We start from the raw sequence: 17,496 nt of genomic DNA, 5'->3' as shown, positions 1-17,496 counted from the left end.
GATTCCGATCCTACGCGATCCGAGGTGCGGCCGGGGCCTCGACGCGATGCCGCGGGCCGGCGGCCTCAGCGGCGCGGCTTCTCCGCGGGCCGGGGCGGATTCGCGGCGGCCTTCGCCGGCCCGGCCGGCCTGACCGCCCCGGCGAGCGTCCACTGGCAGATCGCCGTCCCCTGCAGGCCGAGGCAATCGTAGGTCTCGCCGTCGAGCGTGACGTGGTCGGCGAGCCCCTCCACCCGGTCGCGGGCGACCAGCGCGCAGCCGAGATGGTCCGCCCGCTCGTCGGCGAGGCGCGCGGCCGCCGCCCCGGCATCCCCCCGCGCCTGCCGCAGGAGGAGGCGCAGGTTCGCGAGCGACGGGCAGCCGACCACCGGCGCCGGGGCGGCGGCGGGCGGCGGAAGCGCCTTGGCGGCGGGCTTCGGGGCCGGCGCCTGAGCGCGCACCGGGGCGGCCGCGAGGCAGAGGAGGAGCGCCGGGGCGGAGATGCGCATGGCCTTCAGGCTACACCGCCCGCCGCACCGCCGCCATCGGCCTTCAGCGCGCCGGGCTGCGCCCGAGCTTCCTCACCGTGCCGGGCTGCGCCCGAGCTTGGCGAAGCGCTTCAGCGCCCGCTCCCGCCGAAGGCGCGACAGGCGCTCGAGCCAGAAGATCCCGTCGAGCTGGTCGATCTCGTGCTGCAGGCAGGCGGCGCGGAATCCCTCGGCCTCGGTCTCCCGCTCGGCTCCGTCGAGGTCGCGGTAGCGGACCCGGACGGCGCGGGCCCGCTCGACGCTCTCGTGGATGCCCGGCATCAGCACGCTACCCTCGGTCCCGGCGGCCCGCTCGGGCGAGGCCCAGGCGATCTCGGGATTGACGAGGACCTCGTGCGGCTCGCCCGGCTCCAGCCGCAGCACCACGAGCCGGCTGAGCCGTCCGATATGCGGGGCCGTGAGCCCGGCGGCCCGGGCCGCGTCGAGGGTGTCGCGCACATCGCCGGCGAGGTCGCGCAGGGCCGCGTCGAAGGCCCACACCGGTTCGGCCTGCCGCCGAAGCAGCGGGTCCGGATAGAAGGTCAGCGGGCAGACGGGCACAGGCGGGCTTCCGGTTTGAGAAGTGGAGCGGCAAGGATTTTCACAACTAGGCCGTGAAAAGCGGGAGCATGGAACAATTCAACCCCGGAAATCGAGGGAGTCTGCGCCGGAAGTACATGAAATGTTCCGGGAACGATCGGCGCCGCGCCGTGTTGGCTCCCCGACATTCGAGGGAGATTCTCATGAAGACCCTGCTCGCCGGCGCAGTGATCGCCGCCTCCATCGCCAGCGTGGTCCCAGCCGCCGCACAGCGCATCGACGTCGGCCCCGGAGGCCCCAGCATCGACCTGCGCTCCCGCGCCCAGCGCGAGCGCGACTTCCGCCGCGAGGAATACCGCCGCGACCGCGATGATGATCGTCGCCTCTACCGCCGCGAGCGTTTCGACGACCGCCGCGACCGCTACGAGCGCCGCGGCTACGGCTACTGATTCGCTGGGAGCGCAACGTTTCGGAGCGCTGAAGGGGCCGGGGGACCGGCCCCTTTCTTGCGTTGCGGCATCACGTTTCCGTGTCATGTGCGGCTTCCTGTCCGGATCCCCATTTGGCGAGGGCCAGCAGGCGTTTCCGACCCCTTGCGCAATCGAGACGTCGAGGATAGGGAAGTTTTCGCAATTCAATCGGGAGAAAGTGGCAATGACCTTACGTGTTTCCAGTAGCTTCGCCGCGCTTGCCCTGGCACTGTCCTGTCTGTCCGCCCCTGCCGTCCTCGCCAAGCCGATGAGCGGCGCCGGCGCGGTCAAGATGATCGACACCGACAATGACGGCACCATCGACATGAAGGAAGTCGAGGCGATCGCCTCCGCGACCTTCGACCGCCTCGAGAAGGATGCCGACGGCACCCTCGACGCGAAGGAGCTCAAGGGCCGCCTCAGCAAGGCCGGCGTCAAGCAGGCCGACCCCGACAACGACGGCACCATCGACAAGAAGGAATATCTCGCGGCCGTGGCCGAGCGCTTCAAGGCGGCCGATCCCGACAACGACGGCACGCTCGACGCCAAGGAGCTGAAGTCCCCGGCCGGCAAGGCGCTCCTCGCGCTGATCAAGTAAGCCCGGCCCGCCGGCTCCTGCCGCCGGCAGCGGTCAAGGCCGCTCCCGCCGATCGCGGGAGCGGCCTCTGTCTCGGCTCGTGCCTCAATATTCCCATTCCGCTCCGACGCCGACCGCCGTGCGGCCGTCACTGCCGGCCTCGCCCTGGATCTTCACCCGCCGGGTGACGTCGTAATCGATGGTGGCGGCTGTGTCGGCCGGCTTCGCGCCCGCCTTCACGCCGACGCTGAGGCGGTCGCTGAGATAGCGCGAGGCGCCGACCGCCGGCCCGCCGCTCGCGCCGGTCGAGACGTCGAGGCTGTCGAGGCCGAGCCCCTTGCGAGCCTGCTCGAACGCGTCGACGCCACCTGCGCCGCCCGAGAGCTGCGCCACCCCTTGCGCGAGTTGCAGGGCCTGGAAGGGCGAGAGCTTCCCGGCGGCCTTCTTGAACAGGAGGCGGGAGAGCACCTCGTCCTGCGGCAGGCTCGGATCGGACGAGAGAGCGAAGTTCGGCTGGTAGGCCGGCCCGGTCACGGCAACCCTGACCGTCACCTCGGCGGCCTTGGTCTCGGCCGCGAAGTCGAGGTCGGGTGCCGTCAGCTCGCCCCTGAAGGCGAGGCGGCCGCGGGTGAAGTCGAGGCGCTGTCCCACGAGGCTGAGGCGCCCGCGGCGCATCTCGAAGGCGCCGGTCGCCCTGGGGTCGCGCGAGGAGCCGGTCAACGTCAGGTCGCCGCCGAGTTCGGCATCGATGCCGCGCCCGCGCACGAAGATGCGGTTCGGCGCGTGAACCGCGATGTCGAGGGTCGCGTCGAAGGGCGCGGCCGCGCGGCCCCGGCGGCGGCCGATGGCGGCGACCGGCGCCTTGCGCTCGGCGCCCTGGTTCAGCCGCGCGCGGATCTCCGGCGGCGTGTTGACCCGGCGGATGCCCGGCAGCGGCTGCACCGTCGCGGGCAGGCGGTCGGGGACGGAGACGTCGATCGAGACCACGTCGACGCGCCCCGTCACGCGCGGCGTGCGTGCGAGCGGCCCGCTGAGCGCGACATCGAGGCTCGCGACCGCATTCATCAGCGGACTCGAGACCAGCTCCGCCCGCTCGGCGGAGAGCGCCAGACTGCCGGGAAACCCCGCTTCCGGCGCGATCGAGACCCGGCCCTCGGCCCTGAGCGTCCCGCCGTTGCGGGTCGCGGCGGTGAGCCGCTCCAGCACGATCGTGTCGCCACGACCGCTCGCGCGTCCCTCGATATTCATGAATCGGATGCCCTGGACCGGATCAGTGAAGCTGCCGGCCGACAGCGTGGCGCCGCCCTCGACGCGCGGGGCCGCGAGGGTGCCGCCGACCGCGGCATCGAGGACGACGCGGCCCGTGACACGCTGCCCGCCCACACTCAGGAGCGCGTTGGCAAGCGCCGCCTCGAACGTACCGCGGGCCTTGAGCGCGAGCGCGCCGCCGGGCTCGACCGGAATCGAGCCCGTCACGGTCGCCTCGACGCCGCGCCCGGCCGTGACGCGCCCGTCGAGGCCGGCTCGGCCATCCGCCAGGGTGCCGCTCGCCCGCGCCTCGATCGGGGGGAGGCCGGCTCTGCGGGTCTCCGGCGTGACGAGGCGGCCGACCGTGACGGCGTAGCGCCCATCGGGTCGACCGGGCGCGCCGTGCAGTTCTGCGTCGCCATCGAGGCTGCCGCCGAGCGCGAGGCTCGGGCTGGCGATGCGGGCGAGCGACAGGGGCAGGGCGCGGATGCCGAGCCGCAGGTCGAGGCGCGGGCCGACCTGGCCCGCGAGGTCGAGGCGTCCGTTGCCGGCCGCGATGCTCAAGCCGTCGATCACGGCCGTGCCCTGGTCGAGCGTGATCGCGGCGGGACGCGCCAGCGCGAGCCGGTCGGGGCCGCGCGCGGCGGCGAAGCGGGAGAGCTCGACGCGCAGGCGCTCGGCGGGGATGATCCGGGCGGCCCCGTCGAGATCGAAGCCGCGGGCCTTCGCCCGCAGCGTCACGTCGCTGGCGCTCGGCGTGCCGACGGCCGCGAGCCGCACGGTGTCGAGGCTCTCGCCCGCCGCGACGAGGCGATCGGCCTCGAGGCGGCCGTCGATGACCGGGCGGGCGAGGAGGTCCTGGCCCTTCAGATCGGCATCGAGCCCTGCGAGCCCGATCTCGCCGGCGCGCAGGGAGGTGCCCTTCGCGCGGATCGCTGCGTCCTGCCGCCTGCCCCCGCGGCCGAAGGTGATCGCGGCCTCAAGTCGTCCGGCCAGCGGCGTCAGGGCAAGCGCCGAGAGGTCGTCGAGATTGGCCGCCGTGAGCGTGAGCACGCCCTCGGTCAAGCCCGTCGCGGCCTCGATCGCGGCCCGGCCATCGAGCGCGACGGAGCCGAGCCGGAAGACGAGGCGGTCGAGGGACCAGCCCCGCGCGGCCGGCCGCGCGAGGTGCAGGTCGCCCTGCAGGGCCTTGCCTCCGATCTCGCCGCCGAGGCGAACCGTGGCGTCGAGCGCCCCCGTCAGGTCGGTCGCCACCGTGTCGAGGCGCAGGTCGCGCACGGGGCGCCCGAGCGCCGCAGCCTCGGGTGCGGTCAGCGTCGCCGTGAGATCGGGCCGGACCAGCGTCCCGGCGAGGCGACCGGCCAGGCCAGCGCGGCCCGCCAGCTTCCCGTCGAGAGCGGAAAGGTCCCTGAGGTCGAGGTCGAGCCGGGCATCCGCGAGCCGCGCGGTGGCGCGGCCGTCGAGGCGCGCGCTCATCTCGGCCCCGTCCAGGCGGACGCCCTCAAACGCGTAGCCGTCATAGATCCGGGAGAGGCGCCCGGCGAAGCGCGGCGCCGGCCCGAGCAGCCGATCGAGGACAGGCGTTCCGAGAGCGAGGCCCCGCGTCTGCACGTCCACATCCGCGCTGACCGCCCCGCGGGCCGGATCGCCCGTCAGGGTCGCGCTCGCCGCGAGGCTGCCGGCGAGCCGGCGCTCGGCGAGATCCGAATAGTCGCCGAGATCGCTCAGCCGCGCATCGAGCTTGCCGGTCAGGATGTTCTGGCCGATGCGGCCGGCATAGGCGGCTTGCGCGTTCGGGGCTTCGATCCGGAGGCTCGCGACCTCGACCGTGTTGTCGGGCTCGAGCGCGCCCCGGAATGTGAGGGAAGCCCGCGTGCCGATGGCGCGGGCTAGGGCCGGGTCGGCGAGCGAGAGGCCCTCGACCCGCGCATCGGCACTGAGGGCGACACGACCGGCCTTGTCGGTGCCCGCGGGCTCGGCCTGCAGGCTCGCCTCGACGCGGTCGAGCCCGCTGTCGCGGGTGCGCAGGCCCTCGGCCCGGAGCGCGCCCTGCACCTGCGGCCGGGCAAGAGGCCCCCTCAGTCTGGCGTCGAAGACGAGGCTCCGCAACTCGGTCTCGGCGGCCCTCGTCACCCCGTCCTCGGTCGGGACGGCGCGGGCCGCGACCGTGAGATCAGCGACCCGGTCGGAGGTCAGGCCGCCGCGTACGTCGAGGCGGGCGGTGCGGGAGGCCAGCTCGAGCCGGTCGATCCCGAAGCTGCCGCTGTCGGCGAAGCGCAGCGTGCCGTCGAGCTTGGTCGTACCCGCGAACACCGCGGCGGCGGGGCCGGGCAGCAGCCCCTCGATGCGCGATGCGAGATCGAGGCTGAGGCGCCGCTCGGCACCGATGCGCGAGATGCGTGCCTCCCCCTTAGCGCCGATGCTCTCACCCGCATCGAAGTCGAGCCGGGCGTGCCAGGCGTCCAGCGTACCGCGCCCGTCGAGGTCAAGATTGATCGGCGGCGTGCCGGGAACATTCAGCCCCTTGGAGAGCAGGCCGCCCGCAGGCTCCGTCAGAGTGGCCTTGAGTTCCAGGCGCTCGCCCTTCGAGACGAACAGGAGACGGGCCGCGAATTGGCCGGCCGCGTCGAGCCGGCGCACGCCGAGATCGAGATCGAGGCCCTCCGAGGGCGCGCCGAGCTTCACCTTTCCCTGCGCGTCGAGGCGCGCGCTCTGGCCGGCGATGGCCTCGCCGAGCGCGAGCTCGGCCAGCCGAAAGGCCTTGACCTCGACCTTCACGGGCAGATCCGGCAGGAGCGAGCCGTCGGGTTCTGGCGCGTCGGTTACGGGGGAGGGCAGAGGGCGACGCAGCACCTCGAGGCGCCCGAGCTCCAGGCTGTCGACCTCGAGCCGGCCCGACAACAGGGCGAGGCGGCGCCAGACGATGCGGGCCCGGTCGAGCCGCAGCCAGACCCCGTCGCGATCGCTGACCGCCACGTCCCGGATGGTGGCGTCCGATGAGAGGGCACCGTCTACCGCCCCGATGGCGACGCGCGAACTCGGCGTCGAGAGAGCCTTCGAGAGGAGCCCGCCCAGCACCGTCTTCTCGCCCTCCTCGGCCGCCCGCGTCAGGCCGGCGGTGCCGATCAGCATCGCGAGCGCGAGGGCGCACAGCGCCGCGGTCAGGCCGCGGATCGCCGGGGTTCGGAAGCCGTCCCGAAGAGCGCGCATCAGAAGGCCTGCCCCAGGCTGATGTAGAGGGCAACTGGGCGCTCGTGATTGCCCTTGATCCGGTCGAGCGGGAAGGCGAGATCGACGCGGATCGGGCCGATGCCCGTGTAGTAGCGCAGGCCGAGACCGGCCGCGGTGCGGATCCTCTCGCTGAGATCGGGCAGGGATCCGGCGAAGGCCGTGCCCGCATCGAGGAACGGCACAACGCCGATCGTGTCGGTGACCTTGATACGGGCTTCCAGCGAGGCCTCGAGCAGGCTCCGGCCGCCGATCGGCAGGTTGTAGGGCCCGCGGGGGCCGAGGGTCCGGTAGGGATATCCGCGCACCGAGCCGCCGCCGCCGGCGAAGAAGCGGATATTGGCTGGTATGTCCGCGAGCGGCGCGCCCGAGATCGAGCCGAAGCCGACCCGGCCGGCCAGGATGTAGTTGGCGTCCGTGTCGAGGGCGTAATAGGTCGAGCCCTGCGCCTTCGCGACGAAGATGCCGGGATCGGAGCCGAGGAAGCTCGGGTATGGCGTGGCCGAGGCGGTCAGCCGGACGCCCTCGGTCGGATCGAGCAGGTTGTCGGTCGAGTCGTAGGAGACCGACAGCGGCACGCCGACGAGGCGATAGTCGATCGTGCCGAGGGCATCCTGCGAGCGGCCCACCTGCCCGTCGATCCCGATCTGCGCGAAGACCGTGTCGGAGAAGCGGTGGCGGATGCCGACGGTGCCGCCCGCAGCGTCGACGACGTAGCTCTGCTGCGCCTCGCGCCCGCCGAAGATGTTGGCGACGAGGTCGTTGCGGGTGCCCCACAGGGCCGGCTTCACGAAGGTCGCCGAGAGGCGGCCGCCGAGGCCGTTCGAGTTGATGCCCGCGAGCTTGCGCTGCGTCGCGTAGAGATCGTTGCCGAGATAGTAGAGGTCAGCATCGAGCCGCAGCGTCTCGCCCCCGCCGAACAGGTTGCGGTTGGCGTAGTACGCCCGGAGGCCGGGACCATCGACCGTCGAGTAGCGGGCCGACACGCCGATCAGGTTGCGCTCGCGCTCCGTCACCTCGACGAAGACCGGTACGTTGCCCGCCGCGTCGAGGGCCTGTCCCTCGCGCACCCGCACCGAGCCGAGGCCCTCCACCTTGGCGACCGAGCGCCGGATATCCGCGACGGCCTTCGGCGCGTAGGGGTCGCCGGGCTCCGTGTAGATGAAGGAACGAACCACCGCGGGATCGAGGCCCTGCGTGCCGCTCAACGTGACCTCGCCGAGGCCCGCGACGGGACCGGGATCGACCGTGAAGGTCACGTCCATCACGTGGGCCGTATCGTCCACCACGGGATCGCGCGAGACGATCCTGGCGAGGGGAGAGCCGAGGCTTCGGAAGCGGTCGACGATGCGTGCCTCGCGGGCGAGCACGGTTACCGAGCGGGCGGGCGTCGCCTCGTCCACCTGCGTGAAGCGGCCCGGCAGCACCTCCGCCGGGAACGGACGCCCGCTCGGGTCGCGTACCGTGATCCTGCGCAGCGTGTAGAGGGGCCCCGGGTCGAGCACGATCCTGACCGGAACCAGGGCGCGGTTACGGGAGGTCTCTGCCGCGCGAGCGGCCGGTGCGAGCGAGGATTCGCCGCCGATTCCGACGCCGTCGACCCGGATCGCGACCCGCCCCGCATAGTAGCCGTACCCCGAGAGGATTTCGGGCAGGCGCCGCAGATCGGCCTCGGCGCGGCGCACGAGGCCCTCGCCATCGGGCGGCGGCTCCCGGCGCAGACGGTAGAGGGTCGAGGTATCCTGCAGAGCCTTGAGGAGGTCCTCATCGTCCGCGCCCGAGATCTTCACCGCGTAGGGCAGGGCGGCCGCGCTCGGAGGCGGCGGTTCCTCCTCGGCCCCGAACAGGCCGAATGGGTCGAAGGCCGCGGCGGGCTCAGGCGCGCCGAGCAGCAGCCCGGCCGCCGCGAAGGCAGCACGGGTCCGTGCGGATATCGGGAACCAGCCCCTTTTCGGGGTTACGAAAGGCACGCGCGAACGATGCTCGTTGCTCAGGGACGGCAGCGGTGCGCTTCGCCCGGAGCCTCGCAGGCGGCCGGCATGCAAGGATGGGTCTGCGTCATCGAATCCCCCGCGTCGACGCCGGCCTATGCGAGAGACCGGGTGCCGCGGGTGCCCGCCGGGTCGACCCATGCCCCAGGCTCCTGGGAGCCATGCCCGGCACGCCGCGCTCGCATGCTCGGACCCTAGCCGCCAATCCTTGCCGGAGCAACCTTCGAGGGCCGTTCCGCGCGGGAGACCTCGCCACGCCACGCCTTGGGGAGTCGCTAAGATCCTACCGTTCCTGGCCGATTCGAGAGATGCTGCGCCAGGTTTCCCGCAGGGTGCGCCGCAACAGGCCGAGCGGCCCCCACGTCTTGTCAGAAGGCTACCCGAGACCTACCTCTCGATCATCCCGACCCTCGTAGCTACTGCCGACGCGCTTCGGCGCTCGCCACATCCGGGGCCGCAGATCTCCGACGGGAGCGAGCGCCGCGCCGGCAAGCGGCCGGCCGGAGAGCGACTGGCCGTATGAGGCTTTTGAGAGACCGTCGTCATTCTTTTCGGGTTGGCGATGACAATCCAGACCGAAGCCGCATTGGATCGGGGTGGCTCCGGTTGCTTCGAACAGGATGCTGAGGCATTGGCAGTCCCGGTTTCGATGGGTTCTGTTGTGAACATGCATTTCCGCCGGTCCCGTTCTTGCTGAGACGGTCGGCGGCTATCCCGCGAAGCACCAAAACGAGACACTGAACGAGAAAGGCCAGATGAGCGCATTCGATTTTAGGAATTTCGACGACCGCCGCCAGAACTCCGCCAACGCCAAGGCAGCGCTGCTCGCCAAGTTCAAGGCCCGCCCCGCTGTCGACGACCCCGAGATGATCGCCAAGGCCAAGGCCCGCCAGGAGATCGCCCGCGCCCGCGAAGAGCGCATCCGGGAGCGCGAAGCCGCCCGCATCGCTGCCGAGAAGAAGGCCGCGGAGGAGAAGCGTGCGCGCGAGGAGGCTGAGCTCGCCGCCCAGATCGCCCGCGAGGAAGCCGAGGCCGCTGCCACCCAGGAGCGCAAGGCCGCCGAGCTGGAGGCCAAGAAGGCCCTGCGCGACGCCCGCTACGCAGCCCGCAAGGCCAAGGCCAAAACACGTCGATAAGGGAGGGGCTCACCGGCGTTCACCGGACGCCGGGCCGTCCTGACGGCCCCGTCGCCGTATCCGGCGTCGTTGCATCACGCGGCACAGGACCGGCCTTGCTGGGCGGCCCGGCCGCCCGCGCCCCTTTCCGCCGGGCCTGCTGACGAGTCGGGGAAGCCCGTCGGGGCGCCTCCACCGCATGCCGCCGCGTCAGAAGCGGGCTGCTAGGAACAGCTTGAAGCTGCGCCCTGGCAACAGGATCTCATCCTTTTTGAACGACGCCGAGTTGCGGATCTCGTCATTCAAGAGATTACGCCCTTGCAGGCCGAGGGAGATCTCGCTCGCGCCGTAGAGCGCGGGATCGAGAGGCCTCGTGTAGCTGATCTCGGCCCGCAGATCGTCGAAGCCCGGCGTGATGGTCTCGAGGGGCGCCACCTCGGTCTGCGCGAAGGCGTGCAGGAGGCTCACGCGGGCGGACCACCCGTCGGCCCGTAGGAACAGCCCCCCTCCGATCCGGTGCGGCGGAATGCGCGGTACGTAAGTCCCGTCGTCGAACTGCGCGTGGACGAAGTCGTACTGCGCGTCGATGCCGACGAAGCCGTTTCCGACCGGGAGCACATCGAGCTGGGCGCCGATCTCGGCGCCGAAGAAGGTCGCATTCCGCTGCGAATAGACGACCTGCTGCAATGCGTCGTCGCTGCCGCAGGAGGCGAAGTCGTCGCCGCAGCGGTTGCCGGTGTCGCGCTTGTAGATGAAGCCGGTATAGCGCGTGTAGTAGCCGGTGGCATCGAGGCGCAGCGGCCCATCGGCGCGCCGGATGCTGGCCTCGATGGTACGAGCCCTCTCCTTCTTCAGGTCCGGATTGCCGATCTCGAAGGTTTCCGTGGCGTCGTGCGCGCCGCGTGAGTACAGCTCGAAGGCGGTCGGCGCGCGCTCGACATAGGCCCCGTTGAGGCTCGTCACGAAGCCGCTCGGCAGGTCCTGCAGGGCCCCGAGCGACAGGCTCTTCGGAGCAAACCTGCGCCGCCGTCCGTAGGACAGCGGATCCTCGCCCGCGGCGGGCAGATAATCGGCCGGGAACTGCGTCGCCGTTCCCGTGGCGCGCGCGCCTTCGAGGCGTCCCGCCGCCTGCAGGCGCAGGCCGTTGCCGGCATTCAGCTCCTCGAACAGGTAGGCGGCGTCGCTGCGCGAATCGGTCGGCGCGAGCAGCGTGCCGGCCTCGCCCGAGGTGCCGATCTCGCGCCGGCTCGCCTGCAGGCCGAGCGTCCCCGTGAGGGTGCCGAGCCCCGCGGCGACGGGCACGTGCTGAAGCTCCACCCGCCCCTCCGCCTCCCGGTTCTTGAAGGTCGCCTGGATGCCGTCGACGCCGTCCTCTCCGATGCCGATCTCGTTATGCCGGTAGACCGAGCCGCCGGCCCAGAAGCGGATCACCTCCAGGGGTCCGTCGAGCGGCCGGTACTCGCCACGCGCGAGCACGCGGTCCTGGGTCGGGTCGAGGCGCGTACGGCTCGTGGCCGCCTCGCCGCCGGGGATCTGGTAGAGCGCATCGTAGTGGCTGAACGAGATGCCGACGAAGCCGCGGTCGAACACGTAGGAGAGACCGACCGCGCCGCCCTGGGATTCGTTGGCCGAGTTGCGCTGGATACCGAGCGGCGTCGCGTAGCTGTCGGCGGCGGTTCGGAATCCGTCGGCATGGAAGGCGACGTGCTCGCCGCCCGCGTCCACGATCGCCGCGGCGAGCCGTCCGCTGTCGACGGAGGAGTAGCCCGTGGTGGCCTGGCCGGCGTAGCCGCTGACCGGGATGAAGCTCGGGACGCGGTTGTTCTCGGCGCTCACCACGCCGCCGATCGCCTGGCTTCCGTAGCGCAGCGAGGCCGGACCGCGGATCACCTCGATGCGGTTGGCAACGAGAGGATTGATCGGGACCGCGTGGTCCTCGCCGAGTTCGGAGACATCCTGGATGCCGACGCCGTTCTCCTGGATGCGCACGCGGGCATTGTCGAGGCCGCGGATGATCGGCCGGTTCGCCGCACCCGGCGCGTAGGTCGAGGCCGAGATGCCGGGCCGGTCCATCAGAGCATCTCCGAGCGTCCGCGGCTGTGCGCGGAGGAGCTCGTCCCGGGTCACCAGCGTAACGGGCGCGAAGGTGTCGGTGACGACCGGGAGCATGCCGTAGGCCGGGGCGGAGCCCAGGCCTGCCCGCGCCTGGATCGGGCTTGCCGAGGTCACGCTGAGTTCCGGCAGCGTCGCCTCCGCGGGCTCGGCCGCGGCGGGACCGCAGAGGTATCCCGCGCCGGTCAGCACGGCCACGGCCCATGCATGACCTGCCCGTCCGCTTCGCATCACGCCGCTCCATAACGTTATACTGTTTCATTGCGCAGACGTGATACTGTTACAAGAGATAATCCGAGGCGCGGATGCGGAGGGCCCCGGCGTGGCGCGAGCGCATCAGCTGCGCCGAGTGCGGTCGCCGCGGTGATCATTCGAGAATTCGGCCGGGCCGGGCCAGGAAATCCGGGAATCCGCCAAGTCCCATGGGCCGGCGGACCATCGTCGCGAAGGCGCGACGGACATCACAGGTCGCGCGCGCACCCCGAAGACTCGGACTCTACGAACGCCTCCGACACGCGCCTGAAAGTCACTTTCCGTACAATAGTGGCCTCGGGACAATCAAACTCCACCAAACTTGTGCACAATTCGGTGGGAAGAAATATCGCTTCCGCCTCATGAGCTGAAAATTCGCAACCGGTGTTTGAAACCATCAGATTTATTGCTAACATACGCCTGTATCGCTTGATGCCCGCCATGGGGTTTGCCCCTATCGCGGTTGAATTGGAATCGATTGCCGACAGGTCGTACCCGGACGCCGCGAAGTACAGGCGAGCGTCCGATGGTCAGCGAGAACCTCAGCAGGTCGAGCACGAGGAGGGGAGCCTCGCCAGTCCCGTGCCGGAAGAGCCGGCACGGGAGCCGTGGGACCAAGGCCGTGACCGTGGGGCAGAGCCTGCGGTCGCGGCGGGAGCCCGAGATCCGTTCCAGGCGGCAAGGCCGGCCTGGGGCGGGAAGCGGGCGCAGGAGGCGTTCATGGAAACCTTGCCGCGCTACGCGGTTTCGCCCCTCCGCTCGGGCACACAGGGGGTGATGGCGGGCCGGCGCGGCGCCGGGGTCTCGCCGGATTCCGCGGGAGAGGCGGCAGGCGGGATCCTGGCCCGCAAGCTCGGGAATTACGTCGAGCTCTCGGCCGCGGAACGGGACGCTCTGAAGGAGTTGGGGCGCCAGCAGCGCCATCACGGCGCGCGCGAGCACTTGAGCCTGGAAAATGGTCTCTCGCGCTCGGTGCCGCTCATCCTTGAGGGCAATGCCTGCCGCTACAAGATCCTCCCGGACGGACGCCGCCAGATCCTGACCCTATTCATCCCCGGAGACCTGTGCGGACGCTGCCTGCCCGATCTCGATCTCGGCGACGAATCCGTCGTCACCCTCACGTCGGCCACCGTCGCCATCATCCCCCGCCAAGCCTTCGCGGCCCTGATCGACGAGCACCCGCGGTTGTTCCGTGCGCTCGCCTACAATGCCCTCGTGGAGGAGGCCGTTCATCGGGAATGGATCGTCAACATCGGCCAGCGCACGGGGTACGAGCGCATCGCGCACCTGTTCTGCGAATTGTTTGTCCGGCTCAGCGCGGTCGGGCTCACCCAGGGGAACCGTTGCGAGTTGCCTCTCACGCAAGGCGAACTCGCGGACGCCCTCGGTCTGTCGGCCGTGCACATCAACCGCACCGTCCAGCAATTGCGCAGCGACGGCCTGATCTGCCTGCGGGGACGGGAGCTCACCATCCTGGACCTGCCCGCCCTCCAGAGCGCGGCGATGTTCGATGGACACTACCTGCACCTTCCGCAGGGTAAGCGGACCATCGACGCCGGCGCGATCGGAGCTCATCCGGGCTTCTGAATCCGGCAGGCGGTAGCAAGCAGCGGCGGGGCCAAGCAGGTCTTGCACTGTACAGACTCGTCCCAACGCGCCGGGCCTTAACTTTGGTGAATGCCCACCGAGAGGGCCGGCCGGCTTAGTGAGACGAGCCCGGCGGGACGATCCCGGCCCGGTGTTCTGCGCGATGCCCGCGCTCAGGGCATTGCGGGTGAGTGGAGGGCGGCTCAACGCGATGGACGCGCTCGTGCCCCAGGACTCGCCTCCGCCCTCCGTCGCAGCAGCCGCACCGACGGTCCAGAACCGGCTGCTGCGCGCGCTCGCGCCGGACGATCTCGACCTGCTCCGGCCGCATCTGGAGAGTGTTCCGCTCGATGCCGGAGCCCATATCGTCGCCGCCAATGCACCGATCACGCAGATCTATTTCCTGGAAAGCGGCCTCGCCTCCGTCAGCCTGACGACCGCGGAAGGCGGGCGGCTCGAGGTGGCGATCGTGGGACGCGACGGCCTGGTCAGCCCGGCCCTCATCCTCGGGGTCGATCGCACGCCTTTCGACACCGAGGTTCGCGTGCCGGGCCATGCCCTGCGGCTCGGGGCCGATACCCTGCGCAACGCCATGGTCCGGAGCGAGACGCTGCGCGCTCACCTTCTGCGCTACGTACAGGCCGTGACCCTCTGGACGAGCCAGACAGCCCTCTCCAATCGCCGGCACAAGACCGAGGAGCGCCTCGCGCGCTGGCTGCTCCTCGTCCACGACCGCCTCGACGGCGACGAGCTCGCGATCACGCACGAAACCCTGTCGACGATGCTCGGCGTTCACCGGCCGGGGGTGACGGTTGCGGTGCATGAACTGGAGAGCGGCGGGATGATCGCGACGAAGCGCGGATTGATCACGATCCTCGACCGCGACAAGCTCGTGAACCTCGCGGGCACGAGCTATGGCTTCGCCGAGTCCGAGTATGAGCGGCTGGTGGGCCCGCTCCGCGACACTAGGTAGGCGGCGGCCGAACCGGCGCGAGAACATGCGCAATTGCGGCCCGTTGGATAGCATTCCCTGATCGGGAGATCATGGCGCGTGCGCATGGCATCGCGCCCCGTGTCGCGCGCATGGAAGAACGCCTCCCGGTCCAGCCGGAACCAGCCTGCGGACCGCTCGGACGCGACGCCGTGCTCCGGCCTCGCCCGGCGCAGAAGTTCTTAAGAATCTGCGACGTAGATTCCGAGCAAGCAGAAGCTGCATCGCCCGGACGGGCGGGACGCGCTCACCTGGGGACGGCTTCGATCGGGGCGAGGCCGCGACAGGCCGGTCGGTAAGGGGGTCGCCATGGTTTCCGTTGCGCCGCAGGAGGCGGACCGACTCCGGGCTCTGCGGAGCCTCGGCATCGTCGGCAGCATGCCGGAGCCGCAATTCGACGCGATCTGCCGGACGGCCTGCGCCCTCTTCGCGGTGCCGATAGCCCTCGTCTCCCTGGTCGAGGCGGACGAGCAATGGTTCAAGGCGAGATGCGGCCTCGATCTCGAGCGGACCTCCCGCGAGATCGCCTTCTGCAGCTACGCGATCCTCTCGGACGAAGTCATGGTAGTGGAGGACGCCGCGGAGGACCCGCGCTTCGCCGACAATCCGATGGTGGCCGGCAAGCCCCACATCCGCTTCTACGCCGGCGCTCCCCTGACCCTCGAGCCGGGCCTTCATGTCGGCACCCTCTGCCTCAAGGACACCGTGCCGCGCAGCCTCTCAGCCGCGCAGCGCGACCAGCTGCGCGACCTCGCCGCCATCGTGGTCGCGCAGCTGCGCCTGCACAAGGCCGAGCGCGAGATTGGCGAGCGCGAGGAGCGCTATCGCCTCGCCGCCCACGCCACCAAGGACGCGATCTGGGATTGGGATCTTGTCCTGGACCGGATCGAGTGGAGCGATTCCGCTCAGGTCCTGTTCGGTTGCGCGGCGGGCGAGGCCCGCGCGACCGGTGCTGAGTGGATGAAGCGCATCCATCCGGAGGACCGCCAGCGCGCGGCCGGGACGATCGACCGGGTGATCGACGGGAGCGAGGCGCACTACGCGGGCGAGTATCGCTTCCGGCGCGGCGACGGAACCTACGCGCAGGTGCTCGACCGCGGCTTCGTAATCCGCTCCGAGGCCGGAGCCGCGATCCGCATGGTCGGGGCTCTGCACGACGTCACCGAGCGCCGCAAGTCCGAGGCGGCCCTGCGGGCCAGCGAGGAGCGCCTGCGGCTGGCGCTGCGGGCGGGCCGCATGGTCGCCTGGGAGCGCGACCTCACGACGGGCTTGGCGACGCGTTCCGACAACGCGCTCGAACTCCTGGGCATCGGATCGGGACCGATCTCGTACCTGCTCGACGGCGTGCATCCCGAGGATCGGGCCCATGTCGAGAATTTCAGTGCCTATGGCGGCTCCCTCGACGCGGTGGAATTCCGCTACCGGCCGCCCACGGGGCCGCAGATGTGGCTCTGCATGCGGGCCGAGCAGGCCGAGCCGCACCGAATCGTCGGGATCACCTTCGACATCACCGACCGGAAGGAGGCCGAGGCGCAGCTATGGCGGACAGCCAACCACGATCCGCTGACCGGTCTGCCGAACCGCGCCCTGTTCCAGGACCGGTTCAGGGTGGCCCTCGGCGAGGCGGATCGTGCCGGCACCAGCGTCTGCCTGATCCTCATCGACATCGACGATTTCAAGGACGTCAACGACACCCTCGGGCACGATGCGGGCGACGCGATGCTGAAGGAGATGGGCGCGCGCCTCTCCGAGCTCATACGGCCATGCGACACGGTCGCCCGCCTCGGCGGGGACGAGTTCGCCGTGATCGTGGTCGCGCCATTCGGGCTCGCTGAGGCCGCCGCCTTCGCCCAGCGCGTGATCGAGCGGCTGCGCCAGCCCTTCCGCTACCAGGGGCGCCCGCTCGCCAGCAAGGCCAGCATCGGGATCGCGGCCTATCCCGATCACCACCGCCTGCCCGACGAACTGATGAAGGATGCCGACATCGCCCTTTACCGGGCGAAGTCCGCCGGCCGCAACCGGATGACGGTCTACACCCCCGAGATGCGCGCCCTGACCGAGCGACGCGTCGCCATCGCGGGCGAGCTGCAGGAGGCCTTGGCGAGGCGGCAGATCATCCCGTTCTACCAGCCGAAGGTGTGCCTCGCGACGGGCCGGATCGTCGGCTTCGAGGCGCTGGCGCGCTGGCAGCACCCGAGCGAGGGCGTGCTGGCCCCCGGCTATTTCGGCTCCGCCTTCGAGGATCCGGAGCTGGCCCAGGCGATCGGCCGCTGCATCATCCGGCACGTGGCGGCGGACATGCGCGCGTGGCTCGACTGCGGGCTCGATTTCGGCCGCGTCGCCGTGAACCTCTCCTCCGCCGAGTTCCACCAGCCCGACCTCGCCGAGGCGATGCTCGACGTTCTCGCGGCGGCCGGCGTGCCGCCCTGCCGCCTGGAGGTCGAGGTGACCGAGACTGTCTTCCTGGGACGCGGCTCGGATTGTGTCGCCGGGATCCTGGGCCGCTTCCACGAGAGCGGTGCGATCGTGGCCCTCGACGATTTCGGGACGGGCTACGCCTCGCTGACGCATCTGAAACAGTTTCCCGTCGATCACATCAAGATCGACCAGAGCTTCGTGCGCGGCCTCGAGCAGGACGGGGACGACGCCGCCATCGTGGCGGCGGTGATCGGGCTCGGTCGAGCCCTGAAGACGCAGGTCACCGCCGAGGGCGTCGAGAGGCAGGGCCAGGCCCAGCGCCTGCGCGCGATGGGCTGCGACTTCGCCCAGGGCTACCTCTACGCCAAGCCCATGATCGGCTCGCGCATCCCCTGGCTCGTGCGGCACTGGCGCGAGCACATCGATACGGCCTGGCCGATCGCGAGGGGCGCCTGCTGAGG

11 protein-coding genes are annotated in these 17,496 nt (G+C 70.8%); 6 read left to right on the top strand and 5 right to left on the bottom strand.

Annotated features, from left to right (window positions below; genetic code table 11):
• Positions 1–65: 65 nt before the first annotated feature.
• Positions 66–488 (bottom strand): hypothetical protein, encoded by a 423-nt coding sequence (locus WDW90_RS11620; RefSeq protein WP_336487538.1) that lies wholly within the window; start codon positions 486–488, stop codon positions 66–68.
• Positions 489–560: 72 nt separating this feature from the next.
• The gene (locus tag WDW90_RS11615) at positions 561–1,067 is read right to left on the bottom strand and encodes a peptide deformylase (RefSeq protein WP_336487537.1); all 507 of its coding nucleotides are present in this window, start codon (positions 1,065–1,067) and stop codon (positions 561–563) included.
• Positions 1,068–1,249: 182 nt separating this feature from the next.
• Here WDW90_RS11615 and WDW90_RS11610 point away from each other — a divergent pair, with 182 nt between their 5' ends.
• Together WDW90_RS11610 and lanM are read left to right on the top strand one after the other, a co-directional pair.
• Complete coding sequence (locus WDW90_RS11610) at positions 1,250–1,495, top strand: hypothetical protein (RefSeq protein ID WP_336487536.1); 246 nt, start codon at positions 1,250–1,252, stop codon at positions 1,493–1,495.
• Between the two features lie 205 nt (positions 1,496–1,700).
• The gene (lanM, locus tag WDW90_RS11605; RefSeq protein WP_336487607.1) at positions 1,701–2,114 is read left to right on the top strand and encodes a lanmodulin LanM; all 414 of its coding nucleotides are present in this window, start codon (positions 1,701–1,703) and stop codon (positions 2,112–2,114) included.
• Between the two features lie 84 nt (positions 2,115–2,198).
• Here the strand turns inward: lanM and WDW90_RS11600 are convergent, their stop codons facing one another.
• The gene (locus WDW90_RS11600) at positions 2,199–6,551 is read right to left on the bottom strand and encodes a translocation/assembly module TamB domain-containing protein (RefSeq protein ID WP_431311021.1); all 4,353 of its coding nucleotides are present in this window, start codon (positions 6,549–6,551) and stop codon (positions 2,199–2,201) included.
• A complete protein-coding gene (locus WDW90_RS11595; RefSeq protein WP_336487605.1) occupies positions 6,551–8,503 on the bottom strand; it encodes an autotransporter assembly complex protein TamA in 1,953 nt (650 codons plus the stop codon). Before WDW90_RS11595 ends, WDW90_RS11600 begins: the two co-directional genes overlap by 1 nt.
• Before the next feature lie 812 nt (positions 8,504–9,315).
• Here WDW90_RS11595 and WDW90_RS11590 point away from each other — a divergent pair.
• Positions 9,316–9,696, top strand: a complete 381-nt coding sequence (locus tag WDW90_RS11590; RefSeq protein WP_336487535.1) for a DUF6481 family protein — start codon at positions 9,316–9,318, stop codon at positions 9,694–9,696.
• Between the two features lie 189 nt (positions 9,697–9,885).
• Here WDW90_RS11590 and WDW90_RS11585 read toward each other — a convergent pair whose 3' ends face one another.
• A complete protein-coding gene (locus WDW90_RS11585) occupies positions 9,886–12,018 on the bottom strand; it encodes a TonB-dependent receptor (RefSeq protein ID WP_336487534.1) in 2,133 nt (710 codons plus the stop codon).
• 741 nt (positions 12,019–12,759) lie between these two features.
• Between WDW90_RS11585 and WDW90_RS11580 the strand changes: the two genes are divergently transcribed.
• The 3 genes from WDW90_RS11580 to WDW90_RS11570 all read left to right on the top strand — a co-directional run bounded on the left by WDW90_RS11580 (position 12,760) and on the right by WDW90_RS11570 (position 17,494).
• Positions 12,760–13,626 (top strand): Crp/Fnr family transcriptional regulator, encoded by an 867-nt coding sequence (locus tag WDW90_RS11580; protein WP_336487533.1) that lies wholly within the window; start codon positions 12,760–12,762, stop codon positions 13,624–13,626.
• Between the two features lie 163 nt (positions 13,627–13,789).
• Positions 13,790–14,599, top strand: coding sequence for a Crp/Fnr family transcriptional regulator (locus WDW90_RS11575; RefSeq protein ID WP_336487532.1), 810 nt, complete (start codon positions 13,790–13,792; stop codon positions 14,597–14,599).
• A gap of 327 nt (positions 14,600–14,926) precedes the next feature.
• Positions 14,927–17,494 (top strand): sensor domain-containing phosphodiesterase, encoded by a 2,568-nt coding sequence (locus WDW90_RS11570; protein WP_336487531.1) that lies wholly within the window; start codon positions 14,927–14,929, stop codon positions 17,492–17,494.
• The last annotated feature ends 2 nt before the right edge of the window (positions 17,495–17,496 follow it).

Source organism: Methylobacterium nigriterrae (assembly GCF_037106235.1).
GTDB classification, from domain to species: Bacteria; Pseudomonadota; Alphaproteobacteria; order Rhizobiales; family Beijerinckiaceae; genus Methylobacterium; species Methylobacterium nigriterrae.
Note: the sequence above shows the minus strand (reverse complement) of the source record. Positions and strands in the feature narration are given on the sequence as shown.

Excerpts from the sequence above, each read along its gene's own strand:
- WDW90_RS11580 (WP_336487533.1), top strand. The coding sequence starts at position 12,760 with ATGGAAACCTTGCCGCGCTACGCGGTTTCGCCCCTCCGCTCGGGCACA.
- WDW90_RS11570 (WP_336487531.1), top strand. The coding sequence starts at position 14,927 with ATGGTTTCCGTTGCGCCGCAGGAGGCGGACCGACTCCGGGCTCTGCGG.
- lanM (WP_336487607.1), top strand. The coding sequence starts at position 1,701 with ATGACCTTACGTGTTTCCAGTAGCTTCGCCGCGCTTGCCCTGGCACTG.
- WDW90_RS11590 (WP_336487535.1), top strand. The coding sequence starts at position 9,316 with ATGAGCGCATTCGATTTTAGGAATTTCGACGACCGCCGCCAGAACTCC.
- WDW90_RS11600 (WP_431311021.1), bottom strand. The coding sequence starts at position 6,551 with ATGCGCGCTCTTCGGGACGGCTTCCGAACCCCGGCGATCCGCGGCCTG.
- WDW90_RS11620 (WP_336487538.1), bottom strand. The coding sequence starts at position 488 with ATGCGCATCTCCGCCCCGGCGCTCCTCCTCTGCCTCGCGGCCGCCCCG.
- WDW90_RS11610 (WP_336487536.1), top strand. The coding sequence starts at position 1,250 with ATGAAGACCCTGCTCGCCGGCGCAGTGATCGCCGCCTCCATCGCCAGC.
- WDW90_RS11585 (WP_336487534.1), bottom strand. The coding sequence starts at position 12,018 with ATGCGAAGCGGACGGGCAGGTCATGCATGGGCCGTGGCCGTGCTGACC.
- WDW90_RS11575 (WP_336487532.1), top strand. The coding sequence starts at position 13,790 with ATGCCCGCGCTCAGGGCATTGCGGGTGAGTGGAGGGCGGCTCAACGCG.